We start from the raw sequence: 24095 nt of genomic DNA on the forward strand, positions 1-24095 counted from the left end.
TTCAGTCGTCCCCGGGCACGCGCAGCACAGCCACTCGCACGGCCTCGTCGGCGTCGGCGGGCACACAGCGCAGGTCGAGCAGGAGTCGGCCCCGCACGACCCGCCCGAGGATCGGTTGGTCGCCGGTGCGCAGCGGCGCCGCGTACCGCTCGGGCAGGCTCAGCGCCCACGAGTCCAGTTCGACCCCGGGTGCGCCGCCGCCGCCGACCACCGCGACGGCCGGCACCACCTCCGCCTTGCGGCCGTCCGCGCCGAGCCGGTCGCGCAGCCGCTCCACCCGCCGCCGCAGGGCACCCGGGTCGGCGTGCAGGGCCGTCCGGGTTGGTGTGTCCGGTTGGTGCAGGGTGGCGGCCAGCGCGGCCAGGGTGAGCTTGTCCACGCGCAGCGCCCGGGCCAGCGGGTGGCGGCGCAGCCGGTCGACCAGGTCCGCGGCACCGAGCAGCAGCCCGGCCTGCGGGCCGCCGAGCAGCTTGTCGCCGCTGGCGGTCACCAGTGCGGCGCCGGCGCGGAGGGTGCTGGCGGCGTCCGGCTCGTCGGGCAGCAGTGGATCCGCGGCGAGCAGGCCGGAGCCGATGTCGGCGACCACCGGCACACCGAGGGTGGCCAGTTGGCGTACCGGGGTGGCGGAGGTGAAGCCGGTGACCTGGAAGTTCGACGGGTGCACCTTGAGCACGAAGCCGGTCTGCGGGCCGAGGGCGGCGGCGTAGTCCGCGAGCGTGGTGCGGTTGGTGGTGCCCACCTCCCGCAGTCGCGCGCCGGTGCTCTCCAGCAGGTCGGGCAGCCGGAAGCCGTCACCGATCTCGACGAGCTCGCCTCGGCTGACCACGATCTCCCGGCCGGTGGCCAACGCGGTCGCGGCCAGCACCAACGCGGCGGCGCCATTGTTGACCACGTGCACGGCGTCCGCGTCGGGCACGGCGGCGGCCAACGCGTCGAGCGCGTCGCGGCCTCGCCGGGCCCGCCGGCCGGTGGTCAGGTCCAGTTCGACGTCGGTGTGCCCGGCGGCAGCCACCACCGCGGCGACCGCGGTGGGCGACAGGGGCGCCCGGCCCAGGTTGGTGTGCAGCACGACGCCGGTGGCGTTGAGCACGGCGCGCGGGCCGGGCGCGGGCAACGCCGCGACCGCGACGTCGCGTACCTCGTCGGGGTTGATCTCGCCGCGACGGGCCCGGTCCTGCGCCCGGGCGACGACCGCCTTGACCTGGTCTCGACCCAGCGTCGCGCTGGCCGCGGCCAGCAGCGGGTCGGCGAGCAGCGTGTCGGTGCGGGGCACCCGGCGTCGCGGGTCCACCGGGCCGTCGCCCATCGCGTCATCTCCTGCAACCGTTTGGCGGAGACGGACGGGAATCGAACCCGCCTGGCCCGGGTCCCGGACCACTCCGGTTTTGAAGACCGGGAGGGGCACCAGCCTCCTGAACGCCTCCGTCGGACATTCGATCACAACGGCGGTGTGGCCGCTCAGTCAGCCGCCAGATCCGCCCTCGGTCCGCCGAGCGTTCACCCGCTCGCGTTGCGGCACCACCGTGTACCGCGGGTCGCGGGCGGACGCGACGCCGCCGTAGAAGATGCCGAACCGGGTCACCGCCGACGAGGCCAGCAACGCAGCGCCGGAGAGCGCGCCGACCCACCGGCTGCGCCGGCCGAGCAGAGCACCGGCGACCCCGCTGACGGTGAGCAGCCGCCCGGCGCGCAGCAGCCGACCGGGCCGGCCCAACCGGTAGGGCTCGCTGAGCAGGCCGAGGCGGGTCTCCACCCGATGCGCGCCGTACAGCTCCAGGGCCGCGCCGGCCACCGCCATCCGCCGGGCCGGCCCGGCCTGGGCCGGCGGCGCGGCGAGCAGACCGACGCCGGCGCCGCTGGCCAGCGCGCTGCCCGCGAAGATGACCGGCAACTCGGGGTACGCCTCATGCCAGGACGGCACCGCCGTGTCGGCGAGCAGCACCCCGGTGTACGTGGCCAGCGCGGGCGCGGTGCCGGCGGCGAGCAGGCCAGCGGTGTGCCCGACCGACGGCAACACCCGACCGACCAGCCCGAGCCGGCCGTGGCGGGGCAGCCAACCGGCTGCCTCGGCGATCGCGGCGACACCGGCGGCCGGCCCGTACGCGGTGAGGATCCAGGTGCCCATCGACATCGGCGACGTCGGCTTGGCCACGCGGAGCATGTGGTGGAACCGCGCCGGCCTACCCAGGTCCCTGACCAGGAACACGGCGCTGGCGCTGACGGCGGCCAACGCCGTGACCCGCCCGGCGCGACGCAACGCCGGACGCCCGGTGAGCTGCCCACCCGCCGCGAGCAGCGACGAACCGGCGGCCAGCCCGCCGGTGAACAGGTACGCGGCGATGTCCCACTTCCAGACCGGCGCCTTCAGGATGGGCCGACCGTAGTACGAGGTGAACTCCGCCTCCGGCACCCGCAACTCCTCGCCGCTGCCGCGACGCCCGCCCCTACGGCCAGCGCGCCGGCCGGGGAGGTCGGCGGGCCGCTGCGGCGGCGAGGCCAGGTCCACCCCATCGTCGGTGCCCGCCGGTCCGCGATGCACACGGGCCTCCGGTCGCACCGGGTCGCCCGGTCGGTCGGAACCCTCGGCGGCCAGCCGGTCGCGGAAGCGGCGGAACAGGTCACCCACCGGCGGACGGTCTGGACTCACGAGGAACCTCCGACGAACGCGGCGACGGTCGCCGCCGCCATGGCCAGCGCGGCGAGGCCGGCGCGTTTCCACATCTTCGGCAGGTCGCGGGTGGTCACGACCGGGTCGGGTGGCAGCCCGTACACCTCGGGCTCGTCGAGGAGCAGGAAGAACGCGCCGTCCCCGCCCACCCCGTCGGTCGGGTCGTGACCGTACAGGCGTGCCTCGGGGACCCCCCGCTCGTGCAGCGTCTCGACCCGCACGGCGGCCCGCTCCCGCAACTCGTCCAGCGGCCCGTACTGGATCGACTCGGTGGGACACGCCTGCGCACAGGCCGGGGTCATGCCCGCACCCAACCGGTCGTAGCAGAGGGTGCACTTCCACGCCCGACCGTCGTCCTTGCGTTGATCGATCACACCGTAGGGGCAGGCGGAGATGCAGTAACCACAGCCGTTGCAGATGTCCTCCTGGACCACCACCGTGCCGAACTCGGTGCGGAACAGCGAACCCGTCGGGCAGACGTCCAGGCAGGCCGCGTGGGTGCAGTGCTTGCACACGTCGGACATCATCAGCCAGCGGAAGTCCGTGCGACCCTGCGCACCGGACCCCCGCCCCGGCGGCTGCGACCCCGGCATCCCGAGGAACTGCGGGCCCGCTTCGGTCGCGGCCGGCTCACCGAGCACGTCGGCCGGACGGGGTTGCTCGACGAACGCGACGTGCCGCCACGAGTTCGCGGTCAGCGCCCCGGTGTTGTCGTACGACATCCCGAGCAGGTCGAGCCCGCTCTGCGGGACGCCGTTCCACTCCTTGCAGGCGACCTCACAGGCTTTGCAGCCGATGCAGACGCTGGTGTCGGTGAAGAACCCCATCCGCGGCGGGGCGTCCTCGTAGCCGGCTTCCGGCGCCGGATCGAGCGGCCCGTACAGGCTGTTCGGGTCAGGAAGCACCATGCTCCTCTCCCGCGCTGTCGGTGGTGACCGCCGGGGCATGCTGGCCCGGGACGGTCCCGGCACGCCGCCGGTAATCGGTGACCAGATCGAGCAGATCGCGGCCCGTCGGGCGGCGCCCGGGTCGGACGTCGCAGGTACCGACCTTGCTCTCCTGGATCAGCACGTTCGGGTCGAGGCTGATCCCGAACAGGTCGTTGGCCGAGTCGCCGGTCACCAGACCCTCGAAACCAAAGTGGTACGGCAACCACACCTGGTGGATGATCCGGTCGTCGACCCGCAGCGGAGTGAGGCGATCCGTCACCAACACCTTCGCCTCGATGGCCGCCCGAGCGGTGACCAGATGAGCCCAGCCCAGGTGGTCGAGGCCGCGTTCGACCGCCAACTCCGGCGACACCTCGACGAACATCTCCGGTTGCAGCTCCGCCAACGGGCTCACCGTTCGGCTCATCCCACCGGCGGTGTGGTGCTCGGTGAGCCGGCTGACCGTGAACACGTACGGGAAGACCTGGCTGTGCTCCTCCGGCGGACTCGGGTTCACCGAGTTCACCGGATGCGCGTACATCTTGCGGGTCGGGTTGGCCTGCTGCCCGTAGAACGGGTTACGCACCGGCGACTCCACCGGCTCGTAGTGGGTGGGCAGCGGGCCGTCCAGGACACCGCTGGGAGCGTACAGCCAGCCCTTGCCGTCGCCCTGCATGATGAACGGGTCGTCGCCGGCGAGGCCCTCCGTCCCGGACGCGCCAGGTGGCGGCCGGTACGACGGCGGTTTGGTCTTCTCGAAGTCCGGCACGTCGTGGCCGGTCCATTCGGCCTTCTCGGCATCCCACCAGACGTAGCGCTTGCGCTCACTCCACGGATTGCCGTCCGGGTCGGCGGAGGCACGGTTGTAGAGCATCCGGCGGTTCGCCGGCCAGGCCCAACCCCACTCGGCGGCCACCCAGTCCTGCTCGTGGCGGGACCTGCGCCGGGCGGCCTGGTTCACACCGTCCGCGTACACCCCGGTGTAGATCCAGCAGCCGATCGCGGTGGAGCCGTCCGCGCGGGCCTCGGCGAAACTGGACAGCGGTCGGCCGGTCGCCACGTCGTACCCGTTGATCTCACGCAGCACCGACTCGGCGCTCGGCTCCGCGTGCGGACCGTGCGTGGGGTAGTCCCACGTGAGGTCGAGCAGCGCCCGGTCGCGCGGCAGCTTCGAGCCGGCCAGCTTCTCCCGCAGCCTGCGCCCCAGGTGGTAGAAGAACCACAGCTCGGAGCGGGCGTCACCCGGCGGCTCGACCGCTTTCTCCCGCCACTGCAACAGACGCTGTGTCTGGGTGAACGTCCCCTCCTTCTCCACATGGGAGGCGGCGGGCAGGAAGAACACCTCCGTACGACACTCCTCCGGCACGATCTCACCGGTGGCCACCTCGGGGCCGTTCTTCCAGAACGTGGCGCTCTCGATCTCGAACAGGTCCCGGACCACCAGCCAGTCGAGGTTGGCCATGCCCAGCCGCTGCGCCCGACCGTGCGCCGAGCCGACCGCCGGGTTCTGGCCCAGCAGGAAGTACCCCTTGATCTTGCCGTCGATCATGTCGAGCACCTGCTGGTACGTCCCGTGATCACCGGTCAGCCGGGGTAGGTAGCCGTAGCAGTAGTCGTTCTCCGGTGTCGCCGCATCACCCCAGTACGCCTTGAGCAGGCTGGCCGCGAACGACCGCGCGTTGCCCCAGAACCCCTTCTGCCCCGGGTGCCGGATGCTGTCCACCCACTCGTCGAAGGTCGGGTGCTCGGCGTGGTGCGGCATCGGCAGATAGCCGGGCAGCAGGTTGAACAGCGTCGGAATGTCGGTCGAGCCCTGGATGCTGGCGTGTCCGCGCAACGCCATGATGCCGCCGCCCGGCCGACCCATGTTGCCCAGCAACAGCTGGATGATCGCCCCGGTGCGGATGTACTGCACACCCACACTGTGCTGCGTCCAACCGACCGAGTAGATCAGCATTCCGGTGCGTTCCCGACCGGAGTTCGCCGTCCAGGCCTGGGCCAGCTCCAGGAACTTGTCCTGCGGAATCCCACAGACCCGCTCGACCATCTCCGGCGTGTAGCGGGAGAAGTGTCGCTTGAGGATCTGGTAGACGCAGCGCGGATGCTGCAACGTCTCGTCGCGCCGGGTCTGCCCGCCCACATGCGCGCCGTGCGACTCGTGCGCCAGGCCCGCGGCGCTGTCCCGCTCCTGGGCGGTGTGCCCGCTGCCGGACGAGCCCTCGTGCCCCTCGTACTGCCAACTGTCCTGCACATACGTGCCGGTCTCCGGGTCGAACCCGGAGAAGAAGCCGTCGCCGTCCTCGGTGTCGCTGAACTCGGCGCTGACGATCGTCGCCGCGTTGGTGTACGACAACACGTACTCCCGGAAGTCCAACTCGTTTTCGAGGATGTAGCGCACCACCCCGCCGAGCAGCGCGATGTCCGTGCCCGCCCGGATCGGCAGGTACGAGTCAGCCAGCGCGCTGGTCCGGGTGAACCGTGGGTCGACGTGGAAGACCTTCGCCCCGCGGCGCTTGGCCTCCATCACCCACTGGAAACCCACCGGATGGGCCTCGGCCATGTTCGAACCCTGGATGACGATGACGTCAGAGTTGGCGATGTCCTGCTGGAAGTCCGTCGCACCGCCACGACCGAAGCTGGCCCCCAGACCGGGGACGGTGGCGGAGTGTCAAATACGGGCCTGGTTCTCGATCTGAAGTGCCCCCATCGCGGTGAACAACTTCTTGATGAGGTAGTTCTCCTCGTTGTCCAGCGTCGCCCCACCCAGGCTGGAGAAACCCAGCGTCCGGTTGAGCGGCCGGCCCTGCGTGTCGACGTCCTCCCAGGTCTGCTCACGCGCCGCGAGCATCCGGTCAGCAATCATGTCGAGCGCGGTGTCGAGCTCCAGGTCCTCCCACTGCGTCGAGTACGGCCGGCGGTAACGGACCTTCGTCTGCCGCAGCGGACTGGTCACCAGACTCTTGCTCGCCGAACCCTTCGGACACAGCCGACCCCGCGAGATCGGGCTGTCCGGATCACCCTCGATCTGACTGACCTGCCCGTCCTTGACGAACACCCGCTGACCACACCCCACCGCGCAGTACGGGCACACCGAACGGGCCACACTGTCGGCGTCCTCGGTACGGGCGGTGAGCGCACGGGATCCGGCGGACTTGGCCGCGGCACCCCGGCCCAGCGGGTCAGTGCCGGTGAGCTGCCGGTAAACCGGCCAACCCTCAATGAAGGTACGCAGACCCATGCCCCGACACCCCCCTCCCACGCGAGCGACCCCATGAACATAGGTCAACTGAGACATGTTCGCGAGCGCGGAAAATCAGACAGCGCCGCCCCCGGCCATTTGGTCGGGGGCGGCGCTGGTGTCGGTGTGCAGGTCGCCTCTCGGCGAGTGGCGCAACACGGCTCCAGCCGAACGGTATTCCGCGAAGGCATTATTAGGTGAGGCCCGGGGACACTGAGTCACACCGACACTGTCCACAACCAGCCGGACCCCCACGATGTTCCCCACCGCCCAACCCACCCGATCGCCCGACGGCTCGGCCCGCTCGGCCCGCTCGGCCCGCTCGGCCGGCTCGCCCGATCGCCCGCCCGCTCGACCGCCCGGCCCGCACCATCGTTCGGCCCGCACCATGACCCGGCCGGCTCGCCCGATCGCCCGGCCCCTGGGCCGCCCCACTCAGCTCGGCGGCGCGGCCGCTCGGCGGCTCGGCAGCCGAGATCTTGGACAGTTTCCGTCAGCGGCTAACAGCAACTGTCCAAGATTGCCAGGGCTCGTGGCTGCGGGGGCGTGCGCCGTACGCCATCCCGCGTCGATCAAGGAGTTGTGGTGGAGGACAAAGCAGCCTGAAGCATCCTCGACCGGGCACCACAAGTGCATGATCGACGCGGGCACGGGTGCAGGACGGCCCGAGTGCGGCGCAGGCCCGAGCGCGGACACGGACGGCGGCGCGAGGCACAGGGGCATGGACGCGGTGCCGGCACGGACGCGGGCACGGACGGCGGCGCGAGGCACAGGCGCGGGGCCGGCACGGACGGGCACGGACGCGGTGCAGGCCCAGGCGCTGGCACAGACGCGGCGCGGACACAGACGCGGCGCGGACACAGACGCGGCGGCTCGGTGCGGGGCCGGGTGGGGTGCGGGCCGGGCCCGGAACGCTAGTGCGGTGCGGTGCGGTGCGGTGCGGTGCGGGGTGTGGTGTGGGTATGCCGCTGGCCGGCACCCCGGGTGCGGGGTGCCGGCCAGCGGTCGGTTGTTCATGTGCGGGGTCAGCTGTTCCAGTACTGGCCAACCAGGTCGGCGGCCTGCTGCTCCCACTGGGCGTACGCGTCCGGGTAGGCGGAGACCTGGACGGTCTGCGCGGCCTGGGTCAGGGGCATGTCCTGCCACCCGTCGACCTGTCGCAGACCCTTCAGGAACGCGGTGGTGGAGTAGGCCGGGTCGGTGATCTGCTCCGGGGTGCCCCAACCCGAACTCGGGCGCTGCTGGAACAGGCCGAGCGAGTCGTGGTCGTTCATGTCACCGAGGTGGCCGAGGTTTTCCAGCTTCGACTCCTGCAGGCTCGTCGCGATCGAGATGACCGCGGCCCGCTCCGGGAGGCCGGCCTTCTTCGTGGCGGCGATGATCGCCTTGGCGTTGGCGGTCTGCTCGTCGTTGAGGGTGATGCGGGACTGGTCGCCCTGGGTGCCGTGCGGGATCAGCTTGCTCGTGTCGGGCTTGTCGGCCTGCACGGCCACGGCGACGGGCTTGGCGTCGACCGGGTTGGCGTGGGCGGCGATCGGTCCGGCGAAGACACCGCCGGCGAACGCGAGACCAGCAACAGACAGCACACTCTTACGCATGATGGTGTTCATGGGGGTAGCTCCTTCGGGGGTAGGAACACCCGCACACCAACGGTGGTGGCAAGCGGGTGTGAGCACCTCGTCCGGCGCTGCACAAAACAGGGGAAAGTCTTAAAGGGGGTCGGCGCCCACAAGCGGGGGGCTCGTGGCGCCGGGATCGGCAGCCTGCAAGCCGAGCGGCTTGTGGCGCCGGGTCCAGGTGTAACGACCCGGGGGCCGGGGTCATTCCCGGGGGCGGCCGACGAGCGGAGGGGCTCGTGGCGCCGGGTCCAGGTGTAACGACCCGGGGGCCGGGGTCATTCCGGGGGGGGCGGCCGACGAGCGGAGGGCTCGTGGCGCCGGGTCCAGGTGTAACGACCCGGGGGCCGGGGTCATTCCGGGGGTGGCCCGTCCATCGGCACCCTCGTGGAGGCGGCGGGCGGGCGGTCGTTCGTGGGGACTGTAACGACCGGGCCCGGGTCGGCATTCCAACCCCGGGGGCGGGGCGGCGAGCCGGTGGTGCTGCGATCGTCAGGGTATGTAACGACCCCGGGCCGGCCATGATTCCGGGCCACGGGTGCGACCGGTCACAGGCCAGAGCACCCCAGACCGCGCAGATCGCCCAGAAGCCCGTCCGGAGCGGGGTGCCAGATCACCCGTCCCGGGGCAACGGCGACATCGCGGCGTCCGGGGCGCGGTGACACCCCGCCATCATCAGGACCGATTCGTTCACCGTGGCGTGGTGCCATCGCGGTCGGCTTCCGGAACACGGGGTCAAACCCGACGAACCGCGCGAAGACCCCACCACAGCCAGAGCGTTCCCACCCTGACACCGAGAGATCGACTCCATATCGCCGATATGGGGGTATCCGGGCGCAAGGACACCCCTACATCGGCGATATGGAGTCGATCATGATCAGGTCCGACTCCGGCACTGCATTTCGGGCCGGCTGGGACCAGGAAAAGCCTGGTGCGTGGTCGGCGGCGAAGATCTAACATCCCCGGTCATGCGTGGGTTCTTCGCGGTTGCGGGTCGGCGGCTTTCGTACCTGGACTTTGGTGGTCCGGGTACCCCGGTCCTGGCTCTGCACGGGCACTACAACGAGGCGTCGGCATGGGCGCCGCTGGCTGAGGCGCTGGCACCGCAGTGGCGGGTGATCGCACTCGATCAGCGTGGGCATGGAGAGTCGGACCGCGCCGAGAGTTATGAGCGGGACGACTATGTTGCCGACGTCGCCGCCTTTCACCAGCATCTGGGAGTCGGCCCCGTGGCGCTCCTGGGCCACTCACTGGGCGGAGTGAACGCCTACCAGTACGCCGCCCGGCACGCGGACCAGGTCACCGCGCTGATCGTCGAGGACATCGGCGCGGTTGTGGAGGTCGACTGGGTGTTCACCACCAAACTCACCCGCCACGCGCCATCCCGCGAGGCGCTGGCCTCGGCCTCGGGCGCGATGGCCCCCTACCTGGAGCGCTCCTTCCGGCAGACGGAGGACGGCTGGGGCTTGTCGTTCGACATCGAGGACACGGTGGCATCCCAGCAGGCACTCGACGGAGACCACTGGGAGGACTGGGAATCGGTGAGCAGCCCCACCCTTCTGATCCGGGGAACGCGCAGCGACGGACTGACGGCTGCGCACGCTCGCGAGATGATCGCCCGTCATACCGGCCAGGCCAGTCTTGTCGAGCTGCCCACCGGTCACGTCGTGCACCAGGACGCTCCGGTGGAGTTCGCCGCTGCTGTCCGCGCCTTTCTGGGATCGTCCTGAGCGACACCGACTCCGGTGGGAGTTACCCTGACACCATGCAGGCCGTCTCCCCCACCCCGACCGGCGTGACCTTCCTGGCACGCCCGGGTCGCCCTGCCGTGGTGGCGAGGACGCTCGCCGAGCTGTCCGGCCCCACCCGGGGTGTGGTGGAGTTGCCGGTGCGGCTGATGTGGAACGCCGAGCGCACCTTCGACCTCGGCGACCCCGACCAGCTGCTCTGGATGTACGAGAACGTGCTCCGCGAGACCACCCGCGCCGAGGACCTGCGCGCTCTGATCAATGGGCGGACGCTGCGCCGGGTGTGGCGACTGCTCAACCTGCCCCGGGGCGTACGCCAGGCGTGGGAGAGCCGGCACCGCGGCCTGCGCGCGGCGTGATCGGCCCTCATCTGCACGAGTTCTACCGGGAGGTGGCCCGGGTGGCGCTGACCGCTGCCGGGCCGTACCGGTTCGTGTTGGGTGGCGGGGTGGCCTGGGCGGCGCACGGTCTGGTCGCCCGCCCGACGGAGGACGTCGACCTGTTCGCAGACGTGGAGGGCGCCGCCGCGGCAGCGTCCGCCAAGGTACGGGTTGCCCTGGAGCAGGCCGGGTTCATCGTGAGCGATGCCGACCCGGACAGTGAGCTGCACGAGCTGTTCGACGGGTACGAGCAGGACATGAAGGACTTCGTGGTGAGCCGTGATGGACGGCAGATCCGGCTCAGCCTCGCCCGACTGGACCGCCAGCAGAGTCCCGTGGTGATGGACCTGGGCCCGGTGATGGACGTCCGTGACCTGGTGGCCAACAAGATCGCGGCGTTGGTCAACCGGCGGGAGGTCCGCGACTTCATCGACGTGGCGGCGGCGCTGGAGCACTACGACGTGACCGAGTTGTTGGTGCTGGCACGGCAGGTCGACCCCGTACTGGATCCGGCGGACGTCCGGGCCGCCGGCCGCTACCTGGACCGGCTGCCCGACCAGCGCTTCGGCCGCTATGGCCTGGGCACCGCCGACGTCGCCCAGATCCGGCACCGCTTCGCCGCCTGGCCGCGCTGAGCCGACACCGGACCGTCGACCCACATGAGGCCGGCGTGGCGGGAGTGCCGACCGCTGGTTATGGTGCGCGAGGCGCCCACAAGGCCCGTCCACCCCCATGGAAAGGCACGTCATGACCTCTCCCTCCGGCCCGTCGCGCCGTCAGGTGCTCGTCGCCGCGGCGGCGGCAGCCTCCGCCCCGCTGATCGCCGCCGCACCCGCGCAGGCGGCCGGTCCGGCCCGTCCCCGCACCTGGGACCTCACCCTTCTGGGCACGTCGGACACGCACGGCAACGTCTACAACTGGGACTACTACCGCGACGCCGAGTACGACGACAGCAAGCAGAACGACATCGGCGTCGCGAAGCTGGCGACCCTGATCAACCAGATCCGTCGGGAGCGGCGCGGCAAGGCGACGCTGGTGCTCGACGCCGGCGACACCATTCAGGGCACGCCGCTGGCCACCTACTACGCCAAGCAGGAGCCGATCACCGCCACCGGGGAGAAGCACCCGATGGCGCGGGCGATGAACGTCATCGACTACGACGCGGTGACGCTGGGCAACCACGAGTTCAACTACGGTCTGCCGTTGCTGGACCTGTGGATCCGTCAGCTCGGCTTTCCGGCGCTCGCCGCGAACGCGGTCAACGCGAAGACCGGCAAGCCGGCCTTCCTGCCGTACGTCATCAAGAAGGTCTCCCTCGGTTTCGCGGCGCCGACCCTGCGGGTCGGCATCCTGGGGCTGACCAACCCCGGTGTGGCCATTTGGGACAAGGGCAACGTCGAGGGCAAGCTGCGCTTCGACGACATGGTGGCGACGGCCGCGAAGTGGGTGCCGATCATGCGGGCCCGCGGCGCGGACCTCGTACTGATCTCCGCCCACGGCGGCGACAGCGGCACCTCCAGCTACGGCCCGGAGTTGCCGAACGAGAACCCGGTGGCGCTGATCGCCCAGCAGGTGCCGGGGATCGACGCGATCCTCTTCGGTCACGCGCACAACGAGGTGGTCGAGCGGTTCGTCACCAACGAGCGGACCGGCGCGCAGGTGCTGCTCTCCGAGCCGTCGAAGTGGGGCCAGCGGCTCACCCGGATGGACTTCACCCTCACTCGCGAGCGCGGCCGCTGGACGATCACCAAGAAGGCCGCGACCATGCTGAACACCAACACGGTGGCCGAGGACCCGAAGGTGCTCGCCGCCGTGCGGGCGCAGCACAAGAAGACCGTGGCGTACGTCAACCAGGTCGTCGCGCAGTCCACGGTGGAGTTGTCGGCCGCGGAGTCGCGGTACCGGGACACCCCGATCCTGGACTTCATCAACCACGTGCAGACCGAGGTCGTCGGCGCGGCGCTGGCCGGCACCGCGTACGCGGACCTGCCGGTGCTGTCGATCGCGGCGCCGTTCAGCCGTACCGCGGTCTTCCCTGCCGGTGACGTCAAGATCCGCGACGTGGCCGGCCTGTACGTGTACGACAACACGCTCGAGGCGGTCGTGCTCAGCGGCGCTGAGGTACGCGCGTACCTGGAGTACTCGGCGAAGTTCTTCCGCACCCTCGCCCCGGGCGCCACGGTCGACCCGGAGCAGATCAGCGACCCGGCGGTGCCGGACTACAACTACGACGTCTTCTCCGGCGTGGACTACGACATCGACATCTCGAAGCCGGTCGGCCAGCGGATCACCCGACTGGTGCTGGCCGGCACCGACACCCCGGTAGCCGACAACGCGCAGTTCGTGGTGGCGGTGAACAACTACCGGCGCAGCGGCGGTGGCAACTTCCCCGGCATCGTGAAGACGCAGGTCTACAACGCGCAGCAGGAGATCCGTCAGCTGCTCATCGACTGGGCGCAGGCCAAGGGGACGATCAACCCCGACGACTTCTTCCAGCCCAACTGGCGACTGGTACGCGAGGGCGTGCCGGTCTTCTGATCGCAGACCGCTGACGGGCCGTGGGTGGCGGCACCCGCGGCCCGCCGCGCGTTCTCAGCCCTGCACGTTCCAGCGGACCGGGTCCTCGGCCTCCTCCGGCCGGTCACGCCCGGGATCGGTCTCCGTCAGGGCGACGCGGTCCTCCGGGCGCACAGCGGGCGGTAGCTCTCCGAACCGGATCTGGCGCAGGAACGCGTACTCGTCCTCGGTAAACGGCTGCTCGGCCATCGGCACCTCCTGCTGCTCCCCCGCCATTGTCCAGCGGCTGGAGCGCTCGGCACCAGTGTCGGGTCACACCGTGTAAGGCATCCTAGGATCCTGGGTGAATGGCAGTGGGCCGGCGCGGACTGGGTAGCCGGTCGAGCACCGCCAGGGCAGCCCGGATCGGCCGGCGTCGCAGCATCTCGTCGAAGCTCGCCCGCCCCTGACAGAACTGGACGAACATCCGCCAGCCCGGCGGGGTCGCCAACAGGGCGTGGAACACGTCCGGCCGGCGGGTGAACACGTCGAGCAGCCGGAACCCCGCCCGCATCTCGGGCACCAGGTGCTCGGCGACCGCCCGCTCGTACCCGGTCAGGTCTCCGCCGGCCACCGCCGCACCCGCCAGCTCGCCGGAGCGCAACGCGAAGCTGATGCCCTCCCGGCTCCACGGCTCCAGCAGCCCCGCCGCATCCCCCACCACCAGCACCCGGCCGTTGCGCAGCGGCGAATCCTCCTCGCGGCAACGGGTCAGGTGACCGGAGTCGTGCTCCGCCGGCAACCCGGTCAGCCCCAGCCGGTCGACGAACTGCCGCAGGTAGTCCCGGGTCCCCTCCCCCGCGCCCCGACCGGCGATCACACCGACGGTCAACTTGTCGTTCTTGGGAAAGACCCAGGCGTACGAGCCCGGCATCGCGCCCCAGTCGAGTAGCAGCCGCCCCCGCCAGCGCTCCTGCTCGGCGGGCGGCACCGGAATCTCCAGTTCCAGCCCCAGGTCCACCTGCCGGTACCGAACCCCGACATGCCGGGCGGTCACCCCCGAGGAACCGTCCGCCCCGATCACCGTGCGGGCCGCGATCGTCGTACCGTCGGCCAGCCGCAGGCGTACCCCCTCGGGGTCCTGCTCGATCGCGCGGACGGCGACCCGCTCCCGCATCTGCGCGCCGGCGGCGACCGCCGCCGCGCGCAGCCGGTCGTCGAACTCCTCGCGGCGCACCATGGTCACCACTGGACTGTCGTTGCGGCGGGTGAACTCCCGGCGGCCGTCGCGGGTGAACGTGACACGGTCCACCCGGTCGTGCGCCGGCACCTCGATCCGATCCTGAACGGCCGCCAGGGAGGTGCCGATCAGACCACCGCCGCAGGTCTTGTACCGCGGGTGCGCGGCTCGCTCGACAACCAGGGTGGAGACACCCGCGCGGGCAGCGGCGTGTGCCGCGGAGAGCCCGGCAGGGCCGGCGCCGACGACGACGAGATCCCAAATGATCACGAAAGCAGCCTAGGGCACCACCTGAGGCGAGGGCCGGCCAGCACGCCGCCTCTACCGCCCGATCGGGTGTGCATCTTCAGTCACCGAGGGGGTAAGCGGCCCGGGGCAACCCGCCGCGATGGCGGGCGAGCGAAGGAGGAAACCATGCAGCAGGTGCAGTTGTCGGAGGCCGAGCAACGGGTGTACCAGGCGGTCACCACGCTTGAGGCACGCGGGCAGGTACCGTACCCGGACCTGATCGCCGAGGAGTCCGGGCTGACCGAGGAGCAGGTGGGCAGCCCCCTGCACCTGCTCACCGAGAAGGGCCTGCTGCATCGCGAGGACTCGCCGATGGCGGGCCTCGATTTCGGCCCCCGGTTCTGCGCACGCCAGATGGCGTGACCCGCGGAACCACCCGCGACGATTCGCCCCCCGGTGGCCCGGGTAGCAGTCAGCACATCGTAGTCAACGGTCAACGGGGGGCACGATGAGTGCGGCGCAGACGCCGCAGCCCGTGGACGAGGCCGAGGACCGGCGACGCTGGCAGGCCGTCGGCGTCGGGTTGGTCGCCGCGTTCATGACGCTGCTCGACGTGAGCATCGTCAACGTCGCGGTGCCGTCCATCGACCGGGCGCTGCACGCCTCGTCGAGCGACCTGCAGTGGATCCTCTCCGGGTACGCGCTCACCTTCGGCCTGGCACTGGTGCCCGCCGGCCGTTTCGGCGACGCCCGCGGTCGGCGCAACGCGTTCGTCTTCGGCATCGCGCTGTTCACCCTGACCAGCGCGCTCGCCGGCCTCGCCACCTCCCCGACGTGGCTGGTCATCGCCCGACTGCTTCAGGGCGCCGCGGCCGGCATCGTCAACCCGCAGGTCATCGGGCTGATCCAACAACTCTTCCGAGGACCGGAACGGGCCCGCCCGTTCGGGCTGCTCGGCGCGACCATCGGTATCTCCACCGCCGTCGGGCCGCTGCTCGGCGGACTGCTCATCGCCATCGGCGGCGAGGATCACGGGTGGCGCTGGGTCTTCTTCGTCAACGTGCCGGTCGGCATCCTCGCAGTGATCCTCGGCTGGCGCCTGCTGCCCGGCCGTGCCGCCCACCAACGCGGCTCGCATCGACTCGACCCGGTCGGCGTCCTGCTGCTCGGCGTCGGCGTGTTCCTGGTACTGCTGCCGCTGGTGCAGGAGCAGCAGTGGCACACCCCGTGGAAGTGGGCGCTCATCCCGGTCGGCCTGGCAGTGCTGATCGCCTTCGGGCTCTGGGAGCGGCGGTACGCACGCCACCACCAGCCCCTGTTCGACCTTCGGCTGTTCAGCTTCCAGTCGTACACCCTGGGGTCGCTCATCGCGCTCGTCTACTTCGGCGGCTTCACGGCGATCTTCTTCATCTTCACCCTGTTCCTGCAGATGGGTCTCGGCTACAGCGCGCTCGTCGCCGGCCTGGCCATCACCCCGTTCGCCCTGGGTTCGGCGGCCGCCTCCGTGCTGGGTGGCCGCATCGTCAACCGCTTCGGTCGACCACTTGTCGGCATCGGTCTGCTCGCCGTGGTGGTCGGGCTGGCCGCGACGGTGGTAGCGCTGCGCCTCGCGCCGGACGCCCCAGCGCCCTGGGTCACCGCCGGCCCACTGCTCGTCGCCGGCATCGGCAGCGGGCTGGTGATCGCCCCCAACCAGACGCTCACCCTCGCCGAGGTGCCGTTACCGCAGGCAGGCAGTGGCGCGGGCATGCTGCAGACCGGTCAGCGGATCGGGGCCGCAGCCGGTATCGCCGCCGTCGGCTCGCTGTTCTTCTCGTCGGTGGCCGACAGCCGCGGCAACTGGACCATGGCCTTCGAGAAGTCCCTCACGCTGGCGGCCGGCATCATCGCGCTCGCGCTGATCGCCGCGCTGATCGACATCGTCCGCAGCCACAAACACGAGAACTGACCGGGGTACGCCGCTGGCCGGCACCCCAGGTGCGGGGTGCCGGCCAGCGGTCGAGTGTTCATGTGCGGGGTCAGCTGTTCCAGTGCTGGCCGACGAGGTCGGCGGCCTGCTGCTCCCACTGGGCGTAGGCGTCGGGGTAGGCGGAGACCTGGACGGTCTGCGCGGCCTCGGTCAGGGGCATGTCCTGCCACCCGTCAACCTGCCGCAGGCCCTTGAGGAACGCGGTGGTGGAGTAGGCCGGGTCGGTGATCTGCTCCGGGGTACCCCAACCCGAACTCGGGCGCTGCTGGAACAGGCCCAGCGAGTCGTGGTCGTTCATGTCACCGAGGTGGCCGAGGTTCTCCAGCTTCGACTCCTGCAGGCTCGTCGCGATCGAGATGACCGCGGCCCGCTCGGGGAGGCCGGCCTTCTTCGTGGCGGCGATGATCGCCTTGGCGTTGGCGGTCTGCTCATCGTTCAACGAGATGCGCGACTGGTCGCCCTGCGTGCCGTGCGGGATCAACTTGCTCGTATCGGGCTTGTCGGCCTGCACCGCCACCGCGACGGGCTTGGCATCAACCGGGTTGGCGTGGCCGGCGATCGGACCGGCGAACACACCGCCGGCGAACGCGAGACCAGCAACAGACAGCACACTCTTACGCATGATCGTGTTCATGGGGGTAGCTCCTTCGGGGGTAAGGACACCCAGCCGCCCATAAGGGGGAAGGCGTGCCGGGTGTGAGCACCTCGTCCGGGCGCTGCACAAAACAGGGGAAAGTCTTAAAGGGAGTTGGCGCCTGACTGACAGCGCCGAGGTCGGCGGCCTACAAGCGGGGGGCTCGTGGCGCCGGGTCCATGTGTAACGACCCGAGGTCGGGGGTCATTCCCGGGGTGGCTCACGAGCGGAGGGCTTGTGGCGCCCGGGTTCGGCGGCCTGCGAGCGGAGGGCTCGTGGCGCCGGGTCTGTGTGTAACGACCCGGGGGCCGGGGTCATTCCGGAGGTGGCCCACCTATCCGCGACCTCGTGGAGGCGGCGGCCGGGCGGTCGTTCGGGGAGACTGTAACGACCGGGCGGGGACCAGCATTCCAACCCCGGGGGGCGGGGCGCTAGCCGGTGGTGCTGCGATCGTCAGGGTATGTAACGACCCCGGCCCGGCCATGATTCCGGGCCACGGGTGCCACCGGTCACAGGCCAGAACACCCCAGAACGGACACAACGCGCACGTCGGGGCCGCCCGTGTGGCCTCAGTCCGCCTCGCTCGGGGATGATCCACTCCAGATCGCCGATATTGGGGTATCCACGGCGCGGGACACCCCCAGGTCGGCGACCTCGTGTCGATCATGATCACGACAGCCTGCAACGGCGCACCCAAAGGCGGACATATCCCTCTTCGGGCCGGGGTGACCGAGGCCTCGCTCCGGGAAACCGCGCCGACCTGGAGTCGATCAGGCACCGCACCGCACCTCGCCGCGCCCGGCCACGAGTCGGCCAGGGGGATCTCGCGGGGAACTGGGGGCGGAAACCGGACAAGACGGGCTGGCGCCCGTCGGAGTGTTCCGACGGGCGCCAGCTTCGTGTGCAATCCGGGCACTGCCCGGTGGTGTGCGGGTTACTACGCAGCACCGCCGAGGCGCTGGCGGCGACGCCAGGCCAGGGTCAGCAGCAGCATGACCGCTCCGGCGCCGACCAGGCCGCCGCCGAGCTTCATGGGTGTGCCGAGGCTGTCACCGGTGACAGGCAGCGGCTGCTTCTTGTGCAGCACCCGCAGCTCGGTGCTGGCGGTACGGTCGGAATCCCGGCCCGTGGCGGTGAAGGTCAGCAGACCCGTCACCGACGGCTTGTAGCGCTTGCTGAAGCTACCCTCGCCGTTGGTTTGCGCCGTGAAGCTCAGTGGCGCGCTGGCCTGGTAGGCCACCGGGACCATGGCCACGGTGCTGCCGTCGCTACGGCGAGCGGGAGCCTGACCGCCGGCCGGAGCAGCCAGCGGGGCCACCGTCACCACGATGTCGACAGTCTCGTTCGGACCGAAGCCGGTGCCGGTCAGTACGACGGTCTCACCGATGAAGATCGTCGGCCGGTTGACGGTGAGCGACGGGCCGACCGGCGTGTACGGCGGCGGCTGGGGCGGGTCGGTGGTCGCGCTGGGCGCCGGCTGCGGCTGTGCCGCCCCCGCTGCCGTCGGCACGGCCACCACGGCCAGGCCGACCGTGAGCGCCATGATGATGCGGGATAGCCGCATAATTGGTTCCCTCCTACTGGTCACAGCTTGGTGCGGAATGAACTTGGGTGATCCAGGGGTTGGCGGTGGGGGTCAGCCACAGCTCGGCCTGCCCGACGCCGGTCTTGGCCGTCAGTACGGTGGCCTCCAGCACCCTCTCGACGCCGGGGCCGACGTCGACGCTGGTGGTCGCCACGTGACGGCGGCGTTCGGTGCCGCTGCCAAGCGCCGTCTCGGCCCCGTCGAGCCGGGCCTCGACCACCGCTCCACCAGCCGGGCTGAAGATCGACACCAAGGTGCGAACGGTGTACGGGTCGCCAGCCAGACCGAGGCCGAGGACGGATTCGCTAAGTCCGGACTTCGGCGCCGTCGAGCGCATGGTCACCCGCAGCCGGAGCTCGCGGCGACCGTCGGGCCGGCATTCGCCGACTGTCAGGTTCGCCGTCGGCCGCAGGTAGTAGCCGAGCTTCGCGCCGCTGCCGTCGTTGAGGAACACGCCGACAGTCGGCACGGTGTCCTGTTCCGGAAGCGTCCCGGCCATCCGACTCTCGCCGAATGTCCGCTGTTCCTCTGGTCGGGCACTCCAGAACAATATGCGACGTTCAGTGATAGCACGGTCGAATGCGGACAACAACACTCGCGGGTTGACATTCTTCTTGAAGAAGGCGTCGAAGACCGAAGCGGCTGACGCCGCGAAGAAATCGTCCTGCTGCTTGACGTTCAACCGCTGGTAGCTGTCGTTGAGCAGGGTCTGCACGACCTTCTCGCTGGCAAGCGGGACACCACCGGGCACCAGCACCGGACCGGTCGCCTTGAGCAGGTAGGACAGCACCACCGGGTCGACGGCAAGCACCCCGTCGACCGTGGTGCCCGTCGAGCGGCGGAACATCTCGCGGTACAGCGAGGCGGCGGTCGGGAAGTGCGGGGACAGATTGACGTCGGCGGGATAGATGCCGGGCAGGTCGGTCCAGAGCGCCCGGATCTCGCCGGGCACCTTCAGCGCCGGGGTGAACCGGCCGAGCGAGGCACTGCTGCCCTGCTTGCCCATCTTCACCGCGCCGTTCTCGGCCTCCAACATCGCATACGCGCCGAACATGCCTCCGGTGGCGCGCAGCTCGGCCAGGTTCTGCGAGACCAGCAGGTACCGTCGCGGTCCGTTCGCGCCGAGCAGCGGCGGCAGCAGGCGGGCGCCCTGGTCGGCGGCCGCGGTCAGGCTGGCCAGTCGGTCGATCTCGGCGCGTAGGTCGGTCAACGCCTGCCGAATCTGGCTGACAAGACTGCCGGCCGGCACCGCCGCCAGGTCCTTGCGGGTACGTTGCACCGACTCGTCCACCTGGGCCAGCTCGGCGGAGACAGCGGTGAGTCGAGCGAGATCCACCCGGCCACCGGCCGGCACCAGGCTCGTCAGATCCGTCCGAAGCAGAGTCGGGAACGCCTGCCGGGCCAGCTCGTCGATGGCGACGGCGATCCGGCGGACGGCGTCGAGATCGTCGCCGGCAATCGGCGTGCGCTGGCCGAACCGCCAACTCGGGTCGGCGGTCGCGTCCCGGGCCGCACCGGACTGCTCCTGCAGCGCCGCGAGCGTCCGCCGGGCGCGGTCGGTGTCCCCGCCGACCACCTGGGCACTCAACTCCCTGGCCAGGCCTGCGGCGTTGAGCAGGTGAGCACGCGCCTGCCAGCCGCGGAAGCCGATCCACCCGCCGGTCGCCAGCAGCAGCGAGCCGACCACCAGGGCGCCGAGAAGGGCCCGTCGCAGTCGGGCACGCCGACGACGCCGGGACCGGCTTCGTCGCCGGGTCGGCCGTTCGCTCTCCGTCACACCACACTCCCGTTCGCGGAACCGGACAGAAGGTCGATTCCCTGACGTTCTTAGCACGTGTCGGGGAACTTCGTACCGTTATTGCGCTACGCGTCCTTTATGCGAGTTTCCTTCGCGGCTCGGCAACGGGCTCTGCGACTCGCCCCGCGGCCTCCTGAAGCAGCCGCTCGATCCGGTCCACCCCGGCGGGCAGCGACATCTCCCGCAGGTACGCCGCCCGCCCCCGACGGCCCATCTCGGTACGCGTCGGCGGAGGAATGGTGGCGGCCAACCAGAACCGGTCGGCGAGCGCCGCCCAGTCCTCCGGTGGGCAGGACAGCCCTGCCCTGGCGCGTTCGACCAGCTCGGTCGTGTCCCCGCCGGCCGACGCCACCACCGGCGCGGCACAGGAGAGCGCGGCCTGGAGTTTGCCGGGCACCATGCCCCGCAGCTCCGGAAGGTCGCGCAACATGATCAGCTGGTAGTCGGCGGCGGCGTACAGCTCGGGCATGTCGACCGGCGACCGTCGCTCCACGAAGCGGACGTTGTCCGCGCCCAACTCGGCGGCGAGCCCTCGCACCCCCCGCTCGGCCGCCCCCGAACCCACCAGGACCAGATCCATCGTCCGATCCAGCGCCGCCGCCGCTCGGACCGCGGTTTCCAGCCCCTGCCGTGGGCCGATGGTGCCGGCGTGCATCACCACGCACCGACCGTCGCGGCGGACCAACTGGCGGGCCGCCGCGCCGGGCGTCGCCGGATAGAAGATCCGCTCGTCGGTCCAGTTCAGCACCAGCTGAACCCGGGACGGTTCGGCGCCGGCGGCGACAACCAGATCCCGCATCGACGGCGCGGCGACGGCGATCCGCGCGGCAGCCCGGTAGATCCGGGTCATCGCGCTGCCCATCCGCGCCACCCAGCGCCCCTCGCCCGCCTCGTCGGTGCCGTCACGGGTCCAGACGTCCTGGACGTGCAGCACCGTGGGCACCTGCCCGAGCAGCCGGAGCACCCCGGCTGCGGCGAATGTCGTGGCCGGAAGCTGGAAGACGTACAGCGCGTCCACGCCACTGAAATATCGGCGTGCGGCCAGCGTCGCGCTGCCGGCGAACGAGAGGTAGCTGGCCATCCGGGCTCCGGTGGACGTGGCGCCCCCGGGGTAGCGGGGCACTCGTCGGACGGTCAACCGTTCGCTGTGCGTCTCGTGGTGCCAACGCTGCCGCCAGCCGGGATAGACGTGCCCGCCGGGGTAGTCCGGGAACCCGGTGAGCACGCGAACCTCGTGCCCCCGCGCGGCCAACTCCTCGGCGAGGCTGCCGGGGATGAACGCGGGCTCGGGTGGAAAGTGGTAGGACAGGATGCCAATCTTCACTGGTACGCCCCCGTCCACTGCGGATCGACATCGGCCGGCGCGGCACCCTGACCGACGGGCGGACGGCGCGCGTACGATGCCGACAACCCCTCCCTGCGCGGCCGCCGGCACCGACGCACCGTCCTCGCGGTGCGTCCACCCGCGTCCGCACCGATGAGAGGGGCACCGATGGCTGATCGCGTGTTGTTCGTCTGCCACGCCAACCTGTGCCGGTCACCGATGGCCGAGCATCTGGCCCGCCGGCTGCTGGCCGACCGGCCCGTCACCGTGGCCAGCGCCGGCACCGACGCGATGGACGGGCTGGGCATGCATCCGTACGCCATGGAGGTCGTGGCCGAGAGCGGCGCGGACGCGGCGGCGTTCCGGACCCGAGCGTTGCGGCCCGAGTACCTGGTCGATGCGACGCTGGTGCTGACCGCGACGAGGCGCCAGCGCTCGATCTGTACCGCGCTGGCGCCGAGCGCCCTGCACCGGACGTTCACGCTGCACCAGTTCGGCCGGCTGGCGGCGGCGGCGGAGCCGCCCGTCGAGTCGGCCGACGACCCGTTGCGGGCGGCGGTCGCCGCCGCCGCCCAGGCCCGGGGACGGCTGCAACCCGCCGCCCCGGACGAGGACGACCTTCGGGACCCGATCGGCGGCGCCGCCGCCGACTTCCGACGCTGCGCCGAGGAGATCGAACGGTCGCTGCGACCCCTCGCCGCGCTCATCGGGGCAGCCGGGTGAGCTCCTGGGTGTGGTCGGCGACGCCGTTGACCCCGGTGGTGGTCCCGCTGTGCCGGCCGGCCGTCGCCCGCTCGGACGGCGCCGATCCCTTGGATATCGAGGTGACCACCCGGTAGGCCTCGTACTGGTACGCCTCGGCCTTGGCCACCTTGGCCATGTTCAGCACGCAGCCGAGGAGCCGGACCGAGACCGAGTGCAGTGAGCGGGCCGCCGCGGCCACCTGACTGCGCGAGGTACGGCCCTGCTGGGTCACCAGCAGCGCACCGTCGGCCTGCACGGCCACGACCACGCCGTCGGTCACCGCGAGCAGCGGCGCGGTGTCGATGATCACGATGTCCGCCGACTCCCGCAGCGCCAGCAGCAGGTCCGACATCGCCTTGGAGCCGAGCAGCTCGCTCGGGTTCGGCGGGGCGGAACCGCTCGGTAGCACCAGCATCGACTTGTCGCCCCAGCGCTGCACGACGTCGCCGACCTTCACGTCACCGACGAGCACGTCGGTGAGGCCGACGCCGGCGTCCAGGCCCAGGTACTCGTCGACCTTCGGGCGGCGCAGGTCCGCGTCGACGAGCAGGACCCGCCAACCCGCCTCGGCCAACGCGATGGCCAGGTTGCAGGAGAGCGTGGTCTTGCCCTCGCCCTGCAGAGCGCTGGTCACGGCGATGACTCGGGCCGGCTCGTGGACGTCCACGAACCGCAGGTTCGTCCGTAGCTTGCGGACCGCCTCGGCGCGCGCCGAGGTCGCGGCGTCGCCGATGATCAGCGGCTTGGCGCGGGCGCCGCTCTCGAAGGGGATCTCGCCGAGGAGCGGACTGCCGGTGGCCCGCTGCAGGCCGGCGGAGTCACGCAGCCGCACGTCGGCGACGCCGCGCAGGATCGCCAGGCCGACGCCGAGCACCAGGCCGATCAGGCCGCCGAGGGTGAGGTTGCGCGCCGGCTGCGGCGAGACCGGGCTGGCGCTGACCCGTGGGCCGCTGACCACCTCGATCTTGAGCGGGGCCTTGCCCTCCGGGGTCGTCTCGACCTTCTCCACCAGCTCGACGAACTTGGTGGCGAGACTCTCTGTCACCCGCAACGCCCGGGTCTGGTCGGTGTCGTTCACCGACGCGCGCAGCAGGACGGTGCCGGTCTCGGTGGAGGTGGTGACCCGGCTGCGCACCTCGTCCGCGGTGAGGCCCACCGGCGTCTCGGCCACCACGCTCTGCGCCAGCCGGTCGCTGGTGAGCAGGTCGGCGTACGACTTGACGCGCTGTTGGAGGAAGAGTCCACCCTGGTAGGCGTCGCTGACGCCGGAGTTGGGGGTGGTGACGAAGAAGGTCACCGTGGCGACGTACCGGGGTTGGGCCCGTACGGTCAGGAACGCCGAGACGCCCAGGAGCACCATGACCGTGACCAGCACGACCCACCAGTGCCGACGCACATGGCGCAAGTGGCGGAGCAGTTCCATCAGGAGCGCCTCCGTGTCGGTCCGGTTACGCCAAAAAACTTCACGAAAACCCCCAAGGTCGTCTGCCAACTCGTG

The 24095-nt window shown here is 71.0% G+C and carries 19 protein-coding genes and 1 tRNA gene; 7 read left to right on the plus strand and 13 right to left on the minus strand.

Annotated elements, in window-relative coordinates; genetic code table 11:
* Position 1 precedes the first annotated feature (1 nt).
* The 6 genes from selA to HNR20_RS31200 form a co-directional block, all read right to left on the minus strand.
* Positions 2–1306 (minus strand): L-seryl-tRNA(Sec) selenium transferase, encoded by a 1305-nt coding sequence (selA, locus tag HNR20_RS31175; RefSeq protein ID WP_184187424.1) that lies wholly within the window; start codon positions 1304–1306, stop codon positions 2–4.
* A 22-nt stretch (positions 1307–1328) separates the two neighbouring features.
* A tRNA-Sec gene (locus tag HNR20_RS31180) sits at positions 1329–1424 on the minus strand.
* A 38-nt stretch (positions 1425–1462) separates the two neighbouring features.
* The gene (gene nrfD, locus HNR20_RS31185) at positions 1463–2647 is read right to left on the minus strand and encodes an NrfD/PsrC family molybdoenzyme membrane anchor subunit (RefSeq protein ID WP_184187427.1); all 1185 of its coding nucleotides are present in this window, start codon (positions 2645–2647) and stop codon (positions 1463–1465) included.
* Positions 2644–3576: a 4Fe-4S dicluster domain-containing protein gene (locus HNR20_RS31190; protein ID WP_184187430.1), complete on the minus strand. Its 933-nt coding sequence runs from the start codon at positions 3574–3576 to the stop codon at positions 2644–2646. Before HNR20_RS31190 ends, nrfD begins: the two co-directional genes overlap by 4 nt.
* Complete coding sequence (fdh, locus tag HNR20_RS31195; RefSeq protein WP_184187434.1) at positions 3563–6835, minus strand: formate dehydrogenase; 3273 nt, start codon at positions 6833–6835, stop codon at positions 3563–3565. The genes HNR20_RS31190 and fdh overlap by 14 nt, the downstream gene beginning before the upstream one ends.
* Before the next feature lie 1025 nt (positions 6836–7860).
* Positions 7861–8445: a hypothetical protein gene (locus tag HNR20_RS31200; protein ID WP_184187437.1), complete on the minus strand. Its 585-nt coding sequence runs from the start codon at positions 8443–8445 to the stop codon at positions 7861–7863.
* A gap of 974 nt (positions 8446–9419) precedes the next feature.
* On the opposite strand from HNR20_RS31200, the gene HNR20_RS31205 reads away from it, so the two are divergent.
* From HNR20_RS31205 to HNR20_RS31220, 4 genes are all read left to right on the plus strand, one after another.
* Entirely contained in the window at positions 9420–10181 is a 762-nt protein-coding gene (locus HNR20_RS31205; RefSeq protein ID WP_184187440.1) for an alpha/beta fold hydrolase, read from the plus strand.
* A 35-nt stretch (positions 10182–10216) separates the two neighbouring features.
* Positions 10217–10558, plus strand: coding sequence for a hypothetical protein (locus tag HNR20_RS31210; RefSeq protein WP_184187443.1), 342 nt, complete (start codon positions 10217–10219; stop codon positions 10556–10558).
* Positions 10555–11214, plus strand: a complete 660-nt coding sequence (locus HNR20_RS31215; RefSeq protein ID WP_229687420.1) for a nucleotidyl transferase AbiEii/AbiGii toxin family protein — start codon at positions 10555–10557, stop codon at positions 11212–11214. The genes HNR20_RS31210 and HNR20_RS31215 overlap by 4 nt, the downstream gene beginning before the upstream one ends.
* A 112-nt stretch (positions 11215–11326) precedes the next feature.
* Positions 11327–13117, plus strand: a complete 1791-nt coding sequence (locus HNR20_RS31220) for a bifunctional metallophosphatase/5'-nucleotidase (RefSeq protein WP_184187446.1) — start codon at positions 11327–11329, stop codon at positions 13115–13117.
* A 54-nt stretch (positions 13118–13171) separates the two neighbouring features.
* Here HNR20_RS31220 and HNR20_RS31225 read toward each other — a convergent pair whose 3' ends face one another.
* Complete coding sequence (locus HNR20_RS31225) at positions 13172–13372, minus strand: hypothetical protein (RefSeq protein WP_184189408.1); 201 nt, start codon at positions 13370–13372, stop codon at positions 13172–13174.
* Between the two features lie 55 nt (positions 13373–13427).
* Entirely contained in the window at positions 13428–14585 is a 1158-nt protein-coding gene (locus HNR20_RS31230) for a geranylgeranyl reductase family protein (RefSeq protein ID WP_184187449.1), read from the minus strand.
* A gap of 144 nt (positions 14586–14729) precedes the next feature.
* Between HNR20_RS31230 and HNR20_RS31235 the strand changes: the two genes are divergently transcribed.
* Both HNR20_RS31235 and HNR20_RS31240 read left to right on the plus strand, forming a co-directional pair.
* Entirely contained in the window at positions 14730–14966 is a 237-nt protein-coding gene (locus HNR20_RS31235; protein WP_030491902.1) for a hypothetical protein, read from the plus strand.
* Between the two features lie 85 nt (positions 14967–15051).
* Positions 15052–16491, plus strand: coding sequence for an MFS transporter (locus tag HNR20_RS31240; protein ID WP_184187452.1), 1440 nt, complete (start codon positions 15052–15054; stop codon positions 16489–16491).
* A gap of 70 nt (positions 16492–16561) precedes the next feature.
* Here HNR20_RS31240 and HNR20_RS31245 read toward each other — a convergent pair whose 3' ends face one another.
* The 4 genes from HNR20_RS31245 to HNR20_RS31260 form a co-directional block, all read right to left on the minus strand.
* Complete coding sequence (locus HNR20_RS31245) at positions 16562–17146, minus strand: hypothetical protein (RefSeq protein ID WP_184187455.1); 585 nt, start codon at positions 17144–17146, stop codon at positions 16562–16564.
* Between the two features lie 937 nt (positions 17147–18083).
* Complete coding sequence (locus tag HNR20_RS31250) at positions 18084–18710, minus strand: hypothetical protein (protein ID WP_184187458.1); 627 nt, start codon at positions 18708–18710, stop codon at positions 18084–18086.
* 13 nt (positions 18711–18723) lie between these two features.
* Positions 18724–20508 carry a DUF4012 domain-containing protein gene (locus HNR20_RS31255; RefSeq protein WP_184187462.1) on the minus strand — a complete coding sequence of 595 codons (1785 nt, stop codon included), beginning with the start codon at positions 20506–20508 and terminating at the stop codon, positions 18724–18726.
* Positions 20509–20605: 97 nt separating this feature from the next.
* Entirely contained in the window at positions 20606–21853 is a 1248-nt protein-coding gene (locus tag HNR20_RS31260; protein WP_184187465.1) for a glycosyltransferase family 4 protein, read from the minus strand.
* A gap of 168 nt (positions 21854–22021) precedes the next feature.
* On the opposite strand from HNR20_RS31260, the gene HNR20_RS31265 reads away from it, so the two are divergent.
* A complete protein-coding gene (locus tag HNR20_RS31265; protein ID WP_184187467.1) occupies positions 22022–22576 on the plus strand; it encodes an arsenate reductase/protein-tyrosine-phosphatase family protein in 555 nt (184 codons plus the stop codon).
* On the opposite strand, the gene HNR20_RS31270 is transcribed toward HNR20_RS31265, so the two are convergent.
* Entirely contained in the window at positions 22557–24020 is a 1464-nt protein-coding gene (locus tag HNR20_RS31270; RefSeq protein WP_184187470.1) for a tyrosine-protein kinase domain-containing protein, read from the minus strand. The genes HNR20_RS31265 and HNR20_RS31270 overlap by 20 nt on opposite strands.
* Positions 24021–24095: the final 75 nt, after the last annotated feature.

It is taken from the genome of Micromonospora parathelypteridis (genome assembly GCF_014201145.1).
Taxonomy (GTDB): Bacteria; Actinomycetota; Actinomycetes; order Mycobacteriales; family Micromonosporaceae; genus Micromonospora; species Micromonospora parathelypteridis.

Coding starts and splice junctions, on each gene's coding strand:
- selA (WP_184187424.1), bottom strand. CDS start 1,306: ATGGGCGACGGCCCGGTGGACCCGCGACGCCGGGTGCCCCGCACCGAC.
- HNR20_RS31190 (WP_184187430.1), bottom strand. CDS start 3,576: ATGGTGCTTCCTGACCCGAACAGCCTGTACGGGCCGCTCGATCCGGCG.
- HNR20_RS31200 (WP_184187437.1), bottom strand. CDS start 8,445: ATGAACACCATCATGCGTAAGAGTGTGCTGTCTGTTGCTGGTCTCGCG.
- HNR20_RS31205 (WP_184187440.1), top strand. CDS start 9,420: ATGCGTGGGTTCTTCGCGGTTGCGGGTCGGCGGCTTTCGTACCTGGAC.
- HNR20_RS31210 (WP_184187443.1), top strand. CDS start 10,217: ATGCAGGCCGTCTCCCCCACCCCGACCGGCGTGACCTTCCTGGCACGC.
- HNR20_RS31220 (WP_184187446.1), top strand. CDS start 11,327: ATGACCTCTCCCTCCGGCCCGTCGCGCCGTCAGGTGCTCGTCGCCGCG.
- HNR20_RS31225 (WP_184189408.1), bottom strand. CDS start 13,372: ATGGCGGGGGAGCAGCAGGAGGTGCCGATGGCCGAGCAGCCGTTTACC.
- HNR20_RS31235 (WP_030491902.1), top strand. CDS start 14,730: ATGCAGCAGGTGCAGTTGTCGGAGGCCGAGCAACGGGTGTACCAGGCG.
- HNR20_RS31240 (WP_184187452.1), top strand. CDS start 15,052: ATGAGTGCGGCGCAGACGCCGCAGCCCGTGGACGAGGCCGAGGACCGG.
- HNR20_RS31245 (WP_184187455.1), bottom strand. CDS start 17,146: ATGAACACGATCATGCGTAAGAGTGTGCTGTCTGTTGCTGGTCTCGCG.
- HNR20_RS31250 (WP_184187458.1), bottom strand. CDS start 18,710: ATGCGGCTATCCCGCATCATCATGGCGCTCACGGTCGGCCTGGCCGTG.
- HNR20_RS31265 (WP_184187467.1), top strand. CDS start 22,022: ATGGCTGATCGCGTGTTGTTCGTCTGCCACGCCAACCTGTGCCGGTCA.
- HNR20_RS31270 (WP_184187470.1), bottom strand. CDS start 24,020: ATGGAACTGCTCCGCCACTTGCGCCATGTGCGTCGGCACTGGTGGGTC.